At 30.8% G+C, this 13,278-nt stretch carries 11 protein-coding genes and 2 tRNA genes; 8 read left to right on the plus strand and 5 right to left on the minus strand.

Going from position 1 to position 13,278, the window contains the following annotated elements:
* Window positions 1-290 precede the first annotated feature (290 nt).
* The 6 genes from purH (at window position 291) to rodA (ending at window position 7,417) form a co-directional block, all read left to right on the plus strand.
* Window positions 291-1,817: a bifunctional phosphoribosylaminoimidazolecarboxamide formyltransferase/IMP cyclohydrolase gene (gene purH, locus WHD08_RS09260; RefSeq protein ID WP_208891037.1), complete on the plus strand. Its 1,527-nt coding sequence runs from the start codon at window positions 291-293 to the stop codon at window positions 1,815-1,817.
* Window positions 1,818-1,895: 78 nt separating this feature from the next.
* Complete coding sequence (locus WHD08_RS09265; RefSeq protein WP_068449442.1) at window positions 1,896-2,924, plus strand: rod shape-determining protein; 1,029 nt, start codon at window positions 1,896-1,898, stop codon at window positions 2,922-2,924.
* Between the two features lie 19 nt (window positions 2,925-2,943).
* Window positions 2,944-3,774 (plus strand): rod shape-determining protein MreC, encoded by an 831-nt coding sequence (gene mreC / locus WHD08_RS09270; protein WP_208891036.1) that lies wholly within the window; start codon window positions 2,944-2,946, stop codon window positions 3,772-3,774.
* Complete coding sequence (gene mreD / locus WHD08_RS09275) at window positions 3,767-4,270, plus strand: rod shape-determining protein MreD (RefSeq protein WP_165733741.1); 504 nt, start codon at window positions 3,767-3,769, stop codon at window positions 4,268-4,270. Before mreC ends, mreD begins: the two co-directional genes overlap by 8 nt.
* Window positions 4,270-6,135: a penicillin-binding protein 2 gene (mrdA, locus tag WHD08_RS09280; protein ID WP_208891035.1), complete on the plus strand. Its 1,866-nt coding sequence runs from the start codon at window positions 4,270-4,272 to the stop codon at window positions 6,133-6,135. The genes mreD and mrdA overlap by 1 nt, the downstream gene beginning before the upstream one ends.
* A 1-nt stretch (window position 6,136) precedes the next feature.
* Entirely contained in the window at window positions 6,137-7,417 is a 1,281-nt protein-coding gene (gene rodA, locus WHD08_RS09285; RefSeq protein WP_165733743.1) for a rod shape-determining protein RodA, read from the plus strand.
* Between the two features lie 294 nt (window positions 7,418-7,711).
* Here the strand turns inward: rodA and rpsT (WHD08_RS09290) are convergent, their stop codons facing one another.
* From rpsT (WHD08_RS09290) to proS, 5 genes are all read right to left on the minus strand, one after another.
* Complete coding sequence (gene rpsT / locus WHD08_RS09290) at window positions 7,712-7,963, minus strand: 30S ribosomal protein S20 (protein WP_165733744.1); 252 nt, start codon at window positions 7,961-7,963, stop codon at window positions 7,712-7,714.
* A gap of 36 nt (window positions 7,964-7,999) precedes the next feature.
* Window positions 8,000-8,071 (minus strand) — tRNA-Glu (locus WHD08_RS09295).
* 358 nt (window positions 8,072-8,429) lie between these two features.
* Complete coding sequence (gene rpsT / locus WHD08_RS09300) at window positions 8,430-8,681, minus strand: 30S ribosomal protein S20 (RefSeq protein WP_165733745.1); 252 nt, start codon at window positions 8,679-8,681, stop codon at window positions 8,430-8,432.
* 34 nt (window positions 8,682-8,715) lie between these two features.
* Window positions 8,716-8,787, minus strand: a tRNA-Glu gene (locus WHD08_RS09305).
* Window positions 8,788-8,882: 95 nt separating this feature from the next.
* Window positions 8,883-10,361, minus strand: a complete 1,479-nt coding sequence (proS, locus tag WHD08_RS09310; protein ID WP_208891034.1) for a proline--tRNA ligase — start codon at window positions 10,359-10,361, stop codon at window positions 8,883-8,885.
* Window positions 10,362-10,516: 155 nt separating this feature from the next.
* On the opposite strand from proS, the gene WHD08_RS09315 reads away from it, so the two are divergent.
* Both WHD08_RS09315 and WHD08_RS09320 read left to right on the plus strand, forming a co-directional pair.
* Window positions 10,517-11,818, plus strand: coding sequence for a hypothetical protein (locus WHD08_RS09315; RefSeq protein WP_208891033.1), 1,302 nt, complete (start codon window positions 10,517-10,519; stop codon window positions 11,816-11,818).
* Between the two features lie 43 nt (window positions 11,819-11,861).
* Complete coding sequence (locus tag WHD08_RS09320) at window positions 11,862-13,247, plus strand: OmpP1/FadL family transporter (RefSeq protein ID WP_208891032.1); 1,386 nt, start codon at window positions 11,862-11,864, stop codon at window positions 13,245-13,247.
* Window positions 13,248-13,278 lie beyond the last annotated feature (31 nt).

Below are 13,278 nucleotides of genomic sequence, written 5' to 3' on the forward strand. Positions count from 1 at the left end.
CAATTCACAAATCGACATACTTCTAAATAATGAGAAAATACGAATCCACTACCATAACATCTAAAAATTCAACATCTAATTATACTTCAAAAAAAACATCTATTGTAGATAATTTTGTAGTTTGGTTTCGAGATTTTTTAGATAACGCCGAGTAGTGGATCTGTTTTTTTTCTAATTAAAAAAACTTCATTAAAAGTTTGTTGTTAATTACTTACTTGTTTTGTTACTATCTTTTATTGCCTTAGAAGATTGCTTTACCTAAATTTGCACGCTTAACAACACAACACTAAATGAGCACTTCAAAAACAATTAAATCCGCATTAATTTCGGTATTTCACAAAGATGGTCTAGAACCAGTTGTAAAAAAATTAGATGCACTTAATGTAACTATCTATTCTACAGGTGGTACAGAAAAGTTTATTAAAGATTTAGGAATCAATGTAATTCCGGTAGACGAGGTTACTTCTTACCCATCTATTCTTGGTGGTAGAGTTAAAACATTGCATCCAAAAGTTTTTGGAGGTATTCTTAACAGACAAGACAATGAAAGCGATGTTGCTGAATTGGCTGAATACAATATTCCACAAATAGATTTAGTAATTGTAGATTTATATCCGTTTGAAAAAACGGTAGCTTCTGGAGCACCAGAACAAGATATCGTAGAAAAAATTGATATTGGTGGTATTTCTTTAATTAGAGCTGCTGCAAAGAATTTTAAAGACACTGTTATTGTTTCTTCTATGGATCAATATGAAGGTTTCTTAAATACTCTTTCTGAAGGAAATGGAGAAACTACCATTTCTGAAAGAAAAAAATTAGCTGCAAAAGCATTTAATATTTCTTCTCATTACGATACTGCTATTTTTAACTACTTTAACGAAGATGAAATAGTTTACAAAGCAAGTGAACAAAATGCAAACGTTTTACGTTACGGAGAAAACCCTCATCAAAAAGGATATTTCTTTGGTGACTTAGAAGCAATGTTTGATAAACTTCATGGTAAAGAATTAAGCTACAATAATTTATTAGATGTTGATGCTGCTGTAAATTTAATCCAAGAATTTAAAGGAGAAGCACCAACTTTTGCTATTTTAAAACATAACAATGCGTGTGGTTTTGCACAAAGAGACACAATTAGTCAAGCGTATACAGATGCTTTAGCAGGAGATCCTGTTTCTGCTTTTGGTGGTGTTTTAATTGCTAATACAGAAATTGACAAAGAAACTGCAGAGAAAATTCATACTTTATTTTGCGAAGTTGTAATTGCTCCTTCTTTTTCTGAGGATGCATTAGCTATTTTAAAAGGTAAGAAAAACAGAATTATCTTAATTCAGAAAGATGTTGCATTACCAACAACAACTGTTAGAACTTGTTTAAATGGTTCTTTAGTGCAAGATAAAGATAGTATTACAGATCAATTATCAGATTTAAAGTACGTAACCAACAATAAACCAACTCAAAGTGAGTTAGATGATTTGTTATTTGCTTCTAAATTGTGTAAAAACACAAAATCGAACACCATAATACTTGTTAAAAACAAACAATTATTAGCTGGTGGAACAGGACAAACAAGTAGAGTTGATGCATTAAACCAAGCTATAGAAAAAGCAACTTCTTTTAAATTTGATTTAAATGGATGTGTAATGGCAAGTGATGCATTTTTCCCTTTCCCTGATTGTGTAGAAATTGCTGATAATGCAGGAATAAAAAGTGTTATTCAACCTGGTGGATCTATCAAAGACCAATTAAGTATAGATTATTGTAATGAAAACAATTTATCTATGGTAATGACAGGAACAAGACATTTTAAACATTAATAATAAATATGTATTTTACATACAGAATTTTAGTAATTTTGTAAGAATACATCAAGAATAAAACAACAAATATATTTTATGGGTTTTTTCGATTTTATGACGGAAGATATTGCGATTGATTTAGGTACCGCAAATACTTTAATAATCCACAACGGAAAAGTGGTTATTGATAGTCCTTCTATTGTTGCCAGGAACAGAATTACTGGAGAAATCATTGCAATTGGTAAAGAAGCCAACCTAATGCAAGGAAAAACCCATGAAAATATTAAAACTATTCGCCCTTTAAAAGACGGAGTTATTGCAGATTTTGAGGCATCTGAACAGATGATTAAAGAATTTGTAAAGCAAATTCCTTCTATTAAAAAGCGTTTATTTCCACCTGCATTAAGAATGGTTATTTGTATTCCTTCGGGAATTACAGAAGTAGAAAAACGAGCTGTTCGTGATTCTGCTAAACACATGAATGCAAAAGAAATCTATCTAATTTATGAGCCTATGGCTGCTGCAATTGGTGTTGGTATAGACATTATGGAGCCAAAAGGAAACATGATTATTGATATTGGTGGTGGTACAACAGAAATTGCTGTAATAGCTTTAGGAGGTATTGTTTGTGATCAATCTGTAAAAGTTGCAGGAGATCTTTTTACAAATGATATTATGTACTACATGCGTACCCAACACAACTTACATGTTGGAGAATCTACTGCAGAAAAAATTAAAATTACTATTGGTGCCGCAACAGAAGATTTAGAAACTCCACCAGACGAAATGTTGGTTCAGGGTAGAGATTTACTAAGCGGAAAACCTAAACAAGTACAAGTTTCTTATAGAGAAATTGCAAAAGCATTGGACAAATCTATTTTAAGAATTGAAGATGCTGTAATGGAAACTTTATCTAAGACTCCGCCAGAATTGGCTGCAGACATCTATAATACAGGTATCTATTTAGCAGGTGGTGGTTCTATGTTAAGAGGTTTAGACAAGCGTTTGTCTAGAAAAACAGACTTACCTGTTTATGTAGCCGAAGACCCTTTAAGAGCAGTTGTTCGTGGAACAGGAATTGCATTAAAAGAATTAAAAAAATACAAAAATGTATTAATGAAATAGTAGTTTTTAAGTTCTTACAATGCAGCAGATTATCTATTTTTTTCAGAAGTTTAAGTATTTTCTGTTTTTTATATTGTTAGAGTTAATAGCGCTAACTTTCACTTTTAACAACCTTAGTTTTCATAAAAGCAAGTTTATAAACTCTGCTAATAGTGTGACAGGTGGTTTTCTTACAACCCTTTCTAATTCTACAGAATATTTAGGATTAAAGTCTGAAAATAAATTATTGTCAGAAGAAAACACACGTCTAAAAAATCTTTTAGAAAAAAACAAATCTGTAAATTTTGATATTGATTCTACTGTGATGGACTCAACAAAATACCATCAAAATTACACTTTCACAAACGCAAAAATCATCAACAATAATTATTCTAAACCATTTAATTTTTTAACTATAAATAAAGGTAAAAATCAAAATATAGATAAAGAAATGGCTGTAATTAATAGTAAAGGAATTATTGGAATTACAGAAAACTCATCAAATAATTATACGAGAGTACAATCTATTTTAAATAAAAATAGTGGTATTAATGCACGTCTTAAAGGAAATGATTTTTATTACGGAACGTTAAAATGGAACAGTGTAGATTACAATATTGTTCAGTTACACGATATGCCAAGACAAGCGCCATTAAAAATTGGAGACACCATTGAAACAGGAGGAAAATCCACTATTTTCCCTGAAGGAATACCTATTGGAACGATCTCTAAAATAAACAAAGGAAACACCGCTAATAATCAAGTAGATGTAACGTTATTTAATGATATGAGTAACCTTGGTTATGTATATATTGTTAAAAATTTAGATAAGGAAGAACTACAATTTTTAGAAAATACGAGCAATGAATAAAAGTATAAATCAAATTTTATCTTTTTTATTCTTGCTATTCTTGCAAGTATTAGTGCTAAATAACATCAATTTTTTAGGGCATATAAATCCATATCTTTATATAAGCTTTGTAATTCTATATCCTTTAAATGAAAAAAGATATTCCTTTCTTTTTATAAGTTTCCTTTTAGGACTATTTGTTGATTTCTTTTCAGATTCTGGAGGTATACATGCATTTGCAACTTTATTTATCGCTTATATTAGGTTATTTTTTGTGAATGTATACTTTAGAAAAATACCTGCAGACTACCCTTTCTTTAGCTTAAAATCTGAATCTTTTGGTAAAGTTTTCAACTATGTAGTAACTTTAACAGTAATTCATCACCTTATTTATTTTACTTTTGCTAATTTTAGTTTTGAAAATTTATCAATGGTTTTTTTAAACACATTATACTCTAGTGTTTTTACATTGATTTTATTTTTTCTAGGAACTTATATTTTTACTAAAAGCGAATAATGCAAAGAAGTTTTTTACTCTATTTTTTAATAACACTTATCGGAATTCTTTTTATTGGGAGACTTTTTCAATTGCAAGTAATTAGAGGTGCTAACTATGACCCTATTCATAATTCTGCCGTAAAAATAGAGTATGATTATCCAGAAAGAGGATATGTATATGATAGAAACGGAGAACTTTTAGTTGCAAACCAGCTTTCTTATGACGTTATGGTGCAACCCAACCAGGTAACACCATTAGATACATTAGAATTTTGTAATCTATTAAAAATTGATAAAGCAGATTTCTTAAAAAGATTAAAAAAAGCAGACAATTATGCACCTTACCTACCTTCAGTATTTTTAAAACAGTTGGCAAAAGAAGATTTTGCTTTTCTTCAAGAAAAATTACATAAATACACTGGTTTTTTTATTCAAAAAAGAATCATTAGAAAATATCCTATAAATGCAGCTGCAAATGTACTTGGCTATATTGGAGAAGTAAATGAAACTTTAGCAAAAGAAAATGCCTATTATCAACCCGGAGAATTAATTGGAAAAGATGGAATTGAAAGGCAATATGAAGATTATTTAAGAGGAACTAAAGGTAAAAAATATCTACAAAGAAACAACCTAAATAAAGTTACGGGATCTTATTTAGACGGTTCATACGACACTATTCCAGAAAATGGAAAAGACTTAACATTAACCTTAGACATACAACTACAACTTTATGCACAGAAACTTATGTCGGGTAAAAGAGGTGGAATTGTAGCTATAGAACCAGCAACCGGAGAAATCTTAGCATTAGTTACTGCACCATCCTACGATCCTAACATGTTGGTTGGTAGAAAACGATCTAGAAACTCTACAATACTATTTAATGATACCATAAGTAAACCTTCTTATGACAGGGGGTTGTTGGCTACCTATGCTCCTGGTTCTCCTTTTAAAATGATGAATGCTTTAATTGGCCTTCAAGAAGGTGTTATTACAGAGGATTCAGGTTTTAGATGTAACCATGGTTTTAGATACGGTAGTAGAGCAGGTGCATTTATGGGATGCCATTGCGGAATTACAGGAAGGCCAGTACAACTAAAAGCAGCCATTGCTAGATCTTGTAACACTTACTTTTCTCAAACCTATAAGAAAATTATAGAAAAAAACAATAAACCCTCAGAAGGTTTAGATACATGGCACAACCATATTGCCAGCTTTGGTTTAGGTAATTATTTAGGTTATGATTTACCTGCTGGAAGTCCAGGTTTAATACCTACCGGAAAATATTATGATGATATTTATAGATATTCTTGGAATGGTTCTACTACTATTTCCAATGCAATTGGTCAGGGAGAAGTTTTAACAACACCTATTCAACTAGCTAATTTTACAGCAGTAATTGCCAACAGAGGATATTTCTATACACCACACGTATTAAAAGAAGTGAATAAAAATCCTATTAAAGATTCTGTATATACAATTGCAAAAAAAACAACGATAGATAAAAAGTATTTTTCTCCAGTAGTGGAAGCAATGCATGAAGTATTTAAAACAGGAACAGGGAGATTTAATCAAGTAGAAGGTATTGAAATTTGTGGAAAAACCGGAACTGCAGAAAACTTTGCTAGAATAGACGGTCAAAAAATTCAACTACCGGATCACTCAATTCTAGTGGCATTTGCACCTAAAGAAAACCCTAAAATAGCGATAGCAATTTTTGTTGAAAATGGTGGATATGGATCTACAATAGCTGCTCCAATTACCAGTTTACTGATAGAAAAGTATATAAATGGTAGTATCTCTAAAGAAAATAAATATAGAGAACAACGAATGTTAGACTTAAACTTAAAAGATATTTACGCTAAACTAAATCAAAAAACTAAATAAATTGCGCCAAGAACGAAATAACATTTTTGCTGAGATCGATTGGCTTTTAGTTTTCTTATTTGCTATTCTTGTAGGTTTTGGTTGGATGAATATATATGCTGCATCCAAAACTGAAGATAATATACAGATATTAGATTTTTCTACTAATTATGGTAAACAAATTCTTTGGATTATTTTAAGTGTTCCATTAATTGTGATCATCCTTTTTTTTAATTCAAAATTTTACGAGAAATACTCAAGTATATTCTACATAGTTTCATTGATTATGTTAATTCTTTTATTTCCATTTGGAAAAGAAATAAATGGTGCAAAATCTTGGTTTAGTTTTGGGGGTATGAGTTTACAGCCTTCTGAATTTGTAAAAGCATTTACAGCACTTGCTGTTGCCAAGCTTTTAAGTGATAGACAATACAATTTAGGTTTAGTTAAAAACCAAATAAAGGCTTTTATAATAATTTTTACACCCGCCGTATTAATAACATTGCAACCAGATGCAGGTTCTGCCTTAATTTATTTGGCATTTTTCTTTGTTCTAAACAGAGAGGGATTAACCCTAAATTACATAATTTTAGGTACTCTGGCTATCGTTATTTTTATTTCAACTATTTTCTTCGGATTTGCTTCTGTATTAATTACCCTATTATCTTTAATTACAATCGCTGTTGGTTATGCCATTTATAGAGGAGGAAAAACATTTTTTAGATTTAATTGGTATAAAGTATTAGCACTATACATTGTTACCGCACTATTTGTGTTCGGAACAAACCTAACTTATAACAATATTTTTAAACAACACCATAGAGATCGTTTTGAAGTATTATTAGGTTTAAAAACTGATAAAAAAAATATTGGATACAACTCACACCAATCAGAATTAACTATTAGTTCTGGGGGTTGGACAGGTAAAGGTTTTTTAAAAGGAGATATTACTAAAGGAAATTTTGTACCAGAACAACACACCGATTATATTTTTAGTACTATTGGAGAAGAATGGGGTTTCTTAGGAAGTAGTATTGTTATTATTCTTTTTATGTTGATGATGTATAGAATAATATATCTGTCGGAAACACATGCTAATAAATTCGGAAGAATATATGGCTACAGTGTGGCTTCTATTCTCTTTTTTCATGTTATTGTAAATATAGGAATGGTTATAGGCTTACTACCAACTGTTGGTATACCTCTACCCTTTTTTAGCTACGGAGGTTCGTCTCTTTGGGGTTTTACAATCTTACTCTTTATCTTTATTAGATTAGATGCCCATAAACACTACGATTGGTAAAGTAAGTATTAAACCTTCTCTTAGCACAACTATTTTATTAACTTTTAATTATTATTCTTATACAAGACTATAAAAACCTCGCTGTAAGAGATAATAATACACAAAACCGAATAGGCTTAACAAGGATAAAGAAAAGCCTTTAAACAGTAAATTAGAAGCATAGTAATATAGAATTCTCTTTACAAAGAGTAAAGAACTACTTTAATACTTTACAAGAATAATTATTTAAATTTTGAACAAAAAAAAGCTCTGAATTTTCATTCAGAGCTTTTAAATTTTATATGCTTTTAAACCTTACAATGCAGCAACCTGCTTTGTTAATTTAGATTTTAAGTTAGCAGCTTTATTCTTGTGAATAATATTATTCTTAGCTAATTTATCTAACATAGAGATAACCTTACCTAATTTAGTTTCTGCATCTGCTTTATCTTCTACAGTACGTAAATCTCTTACAGCATTACGTGTAGTTTTATGCTGATATTTATTACGTAACCTTTTAGCTTCGTTACTTCTAATTCTCTTTAATGCTGACTGATGATTTGCCATAATACTTAATTTATTAGTTTTTTATATTAAAACTTGTAGTCCGTACGGGAATCGAACCCGTGTTACATGGATGAAAACCATGCGTCCTAACCCCTAGACGAACGGACCAGAACAATTAACAATGCGTTAATTGCGGCTGCAAATATACAATGTTTTTTAATTCCTGCAAGTAAATTTTATAAAATATACATTTTTTTGTAAAATAATTGATCAACATCGAACGAATACAAATCAAACACAACCCAAATTACTATATATCAGTTAACTAAACCACATTCTTACTTTTTTACAAAAAAAAGAAAATTATGAGTTTTAAATAAATATCATATCAGTAGCAGATATTAAAAAATACCCCACACAGTATATTAAAAAAAAATAGAGAAATAAGTATTAAAACTTAAAATAAAGGCAAAAAAAAACTCTGAATAATAATATTCAGAGTTTTAAATGTTTTTAGGCGTAAATCTTACAATGCAGCTACGTGCTTTGTTAATTTAGATTTTAAATTAGCCGCTTTATTTTTATGGATAATATTAGTTTTTGCTAATTTATCTAACATAGAAATAACTTTAACTAATTTCTCTTCAGCATCTTTCTTATCTTCTACAACACGTAAATCTCTTACAGCATTACGGGTAGTTTTATGCTGATATTTGTTACGTAACCTTTTAGCTTCGTTACTTCTAATTCTCTTTAATGCTGACTTGTGATTTGCCATAATACTTTAATTTGTTTTTTTTAATAAAACATTGTAGTCCGTACGGGAATCGAACCCGTGTTACATGGATGAAAACCATGCGTCCTAACCCCTAGACGAACGGACCAGAACAATTAAGTATATCCTAATTGCGGCTGCAAATATACAATGTTTTTTAATTCTCACAATAGTTTTAGAAAAAAAAATGATTTTTTTTCTAAATTAATATGCTTTTGCAAAAAGAACTCGTTTAGAAGACGGTTTTCCTGTTAAAACACAAACACCTGCTTCTTCTTTAGCATCATTAGGTATACATCTAATTGTAGCCTTGGTATATTCTTTTATTCTATCTTCAGTTTCCTCTGTACCATCCCAATGTGCAGAAACAAAACCACCAGTACTTTTAATGGCTTTTTTAAATTCTTTAAAATCGTCTACAACTGTTGTATGCTCTTTTCTATAATCAATTGCTTTTTTAAATAAATTCTCTTGAATCTCTTCTAAAAGATTTTCAATAAAAGCAACTGCATCATCTTGTGCTACTATTTGTTTTTCAAAAGTATCTCTTCTAGCAATCTCTAAAGTACCATTTTCTAAATCTCTATTTCCAATGGCAATTCTTACAGGCACTCCTTTTAATTCGTATTCAGCAAACTTAGCTCCTGGTCTATACGTATCTCTTGTATCAAACTTTACAGAAATTCTTTTTAAACGTAATTCTTTTACAATTACATTCATTTTTTCAGAAATAGCTTCTAATTGATCATCTCCTTTATAAATTGGAACAATTACAACTTGTATCGGCGCTAATTTAGGAGGTAAAACCAAACCATGATCATCCGAATGTGTCATAATTAAACCACCAATTAAACGCGTAGAAACTCCCCAAGAAGTTGCCCAAACATGTTCTTGTTTTCCTTCTTTAGAAGTAAACTTAACATCAAATGCTTTTGCAAAATTCTGACCTAAAAAATGACTTGTTCCTGCTTGTAAAGCTTTCCCGTCTTGCATTAAAGCTTCAATAGTATATGTATCTACTGCTCCAGCAAAACGTTCGCTATCAGATTTTACACCTTTTACCACTGGCATAGCCATAAAGTTCTCTGCAAACTCTGCATAAACATCTTGCATCTGCTTAGATTCTGTTATAGCTTCTGCTTCTGTTGCATGAGCAGTATGCCCTTCTTGCCATAAAAATTCTGCTGTACGTAAAAACAAACGTGTACGCATTTCCCAACGAACTACATTTGCCCATTGATTTATAAGTAAAGGCAAATCTCTATAAGATTCAATCCACCCTTTATAAGTATTCCATATAATTGCTTCAGAAGTTGGTCTTACCACCAATTCTTCTTCTAATTTAGCTTCTGGATCTACTCTTAATTTACCTGGATTTTCAGGGTCGTTTTGTAAACGATAATGTGTAACAACAGCACATTCTTTAGCAAAACCTTCTGCATTTTTCTCTTCTGCTTCAAATAGACTTTTAGGCACAAGTAAAGGGAAATAAGCATTTTCATGCCCAGTTTCTTTAAACATTCTATCTAGTTCTGCTTGCATTTTTTCCCAGATGGCATAACCATAAGGTTTAATAACCATACAACCTCTAACGGCAGAGTTTTCAGCTAAATCCGCTTTCACTACTAACTCGTTATACCACTTAGAATAATCGTCGGCTCTTTTTGTTAAATGTTTACTCATAATCAAAAGTTTGGCACAAATATTGTAACCTTTATTGTGTAAATGTTTGTTAAAAATTAGTTATAATATACGAAAACAGTACAAAACTACTATAAATTAAAGAGTTTTAACTACATTTAATTAATAAAATAAGTATTCATCTAAATATATTCATTATGAAACTAAAATATACAAATCTTAACCTAAGCCAACTATTAACTATACTAACAACTAGTTTAGTATTGGTTTCTTGCGGTACTTACCAAAGTGCGTATAATAATGATGGTATTTATGGTAGCGATACAGCAAATAATGAAAATAGAAATGTAATCTATGTTGATCAAGATGGATATGATGATTACAATGATAATTATTTTTTAAACAAATTAAATAGTTTAGAAAATGTAGATAATAATGATGTTTTTACAGATGTTGACAACTACAATTCTGTAGACACCATTTATATTGATGAAGCAGATATAGATGAAACATTAAACTATAAATCTAACCAACCTTGGGGTCAAAACAGCAACAACGATGTAGCTGTAAATATAAATGTAATTGAAAGTCCATATTGGAATAATTATTACGGTTATAATTACTACGATACTTGGGGGTATAGAAACTGGAATTATAGAGGATATGCTTGGAATCATAATCCTTATTGGCATCCTTACCATAATTATTATGCTTGGAATGTAGGTTTTTATTCTCCTTATTATTACCAACCTTATCATTATGGTTACACTAACAGATATAGAAACTACAATAATAGATACACTAATAATACCTACAGAAACAATACTTACAGAAGAAGAGCAACTAACAATAGTACATACAGAAGAAGTAGTACCATTAATTCTAGAAACAGAAGTACAACAAGTAGAAGAAGTAGTACCGTAAATAGACGACCTACAAACACTACAAGTAGGAGAACTAGTACAACAACATCACCTAGAATAAGATCTACTACAACTACAAGAAAAAGTACAACACCTACAAGAAGTACTAGAAGTAGTACTTCTACACGAAGCAGCGGAACTAGAAGTAGTGGCACAAGAAGCAGCGGAACTAGAAGTCGTTCTACAACAACAACAAGAAGAAATAATAGCGCAAGCGTAAACAACAATACAAATAGTAGAAACAACAGGCAAGTTGTAGTTGTAAGAAGAGCATCAGCACCTTCTACTACTAGAAGCTCTAATTCATCAACAAATAGAAGTACTAGCAGAGCTGCAACAACTAGAAGCTCAAGTTCTACAAAAAAAACATCAACAAGAAGTAGAACCAATACTTCTAGCAGAAGTAACAATACGTATACACCATCTGCAAGAAGTTCGTCTTCAACTAGATCATCATCTACTAGAAGTACTCCTTCTAGGTCTTCACCAACAAAAAGCACACCAACTAGAAGTTCTTCAACCAGAAGTAGTAGCTCTAGTAGATCTTCTTCATCCTCATCTAAAAGAAGAGGATAAAAAAAGTTTTACAATCTTTAAATGGTAATAAACAAATACTAGTATGAAAAAAATTATAACGATAGCTTTCTTATTCGCAGCAACAGTTACGACTTATTCTCAATCTTTAAGATACCAAGATTTAGGTGTTTTATTTTCTAAGAATGATGATAATGGCTCTGCCCGATTTACAGCAATGAGCGGTGCTTTTGGCGCACTAGGAGGAGATGTTTCTGCTATGAGTGTTAACCCTGCTGGTATTTCTGTATTTACAAATAGCTATTTTACCGGAACTATAAATTCTAGAAATACAGATATTTCTGCAGAATTTGGAGACGCTAACTTTAACGATAGAAGAAAGACGACAACTGATAATAAATATTTCAACCTTTCTCACGCCGGTGCTGTATTAGTTTTTGACAGTGCTTACAGATCTGACTGGAATAAGTTTGCAATTGGTTTTAACTATAGAATTACGAACGATTTTGAAAACAGTTTTTCAGCACAAGGAAATGAAGCTGTTACTAGATTTGACACAAACCCTCGTAATCCAGGTACCATATACAATTACACAGATGGACAGCTATACGACACAAATTACAACGGAGAAACAACGGAATTAAACATCGCTTTTTCATCAGTTCATAAAAACAAATTACACGTAGGTTTAGGGCTTAATTTTTATGATTTGAATTTCACTCAACAATCTGTTTTAACAGAGTTAAATAGTGATGAAGACGGCAATATCCTTGACGTAGAATTATATCAAGAAAACCTTACAACAGGAACAGGTTTCTCTGCAAACGCAGGATTTATCTATAAAGCTAATCAAAATTTCAGATTTGGTTTAGCTTATCAAACACCAACTTGGTATACCGAAATCTTACAAGACACAAATTACAACCAAGACAGTAATATTGATATTGGAGAAACAGCTTTTTTCCCGGATGAAGTTTACTCCTTTTCTGAAAACAATCCTCGTCAATTTATATCTTATAAATTAAAAACACCAAGTAAAATAACCGCAAGTGCTGCCTTTATTTTTGGAAAAGATGGTTTAATTAGTTTAGATTACATCAACAAAAATTATAAAAATATAAAATTATCCAACGGTGGTTTTACGGTTGAAAATGAGTTTTTTGAAAACGACTTAAGAAACACACATTCTCTTAATATTGGTACAGAATGGCGTATAGATAGATTTAGTCTAAGAGGTGGTTATAAATTTGAGCAAGATCCTAGCAAATCATCTATAGCCTCAGATAATTTAAAAGGATATTCTTTAGGTGCAGGTTACAACTTTGGGAATATGAAACTAGACTTTTCTTTTAGCGATAATAACAGAACTGGTGTATACAATTTATACTCAAACCTTAATACTGTAGTAAATCCATCAGAATTAAAAATAGACAATAAAACGATTACTGCATCGATTAGTTTTAATTTGTAAACGATAACAACATACAATAAAAAATCCGCTT

The sequence above is a fragment of the Polaribacter sejongensis genome, from assembly GCF_038024065.1.
Classification (GTDB): domain Bacteria; phylum Bacteroidota; class Bacteroidia; order Flavobacteriales; family Flavobacteriaceae; genus Polaribacter; species Polaribacter sejongensis.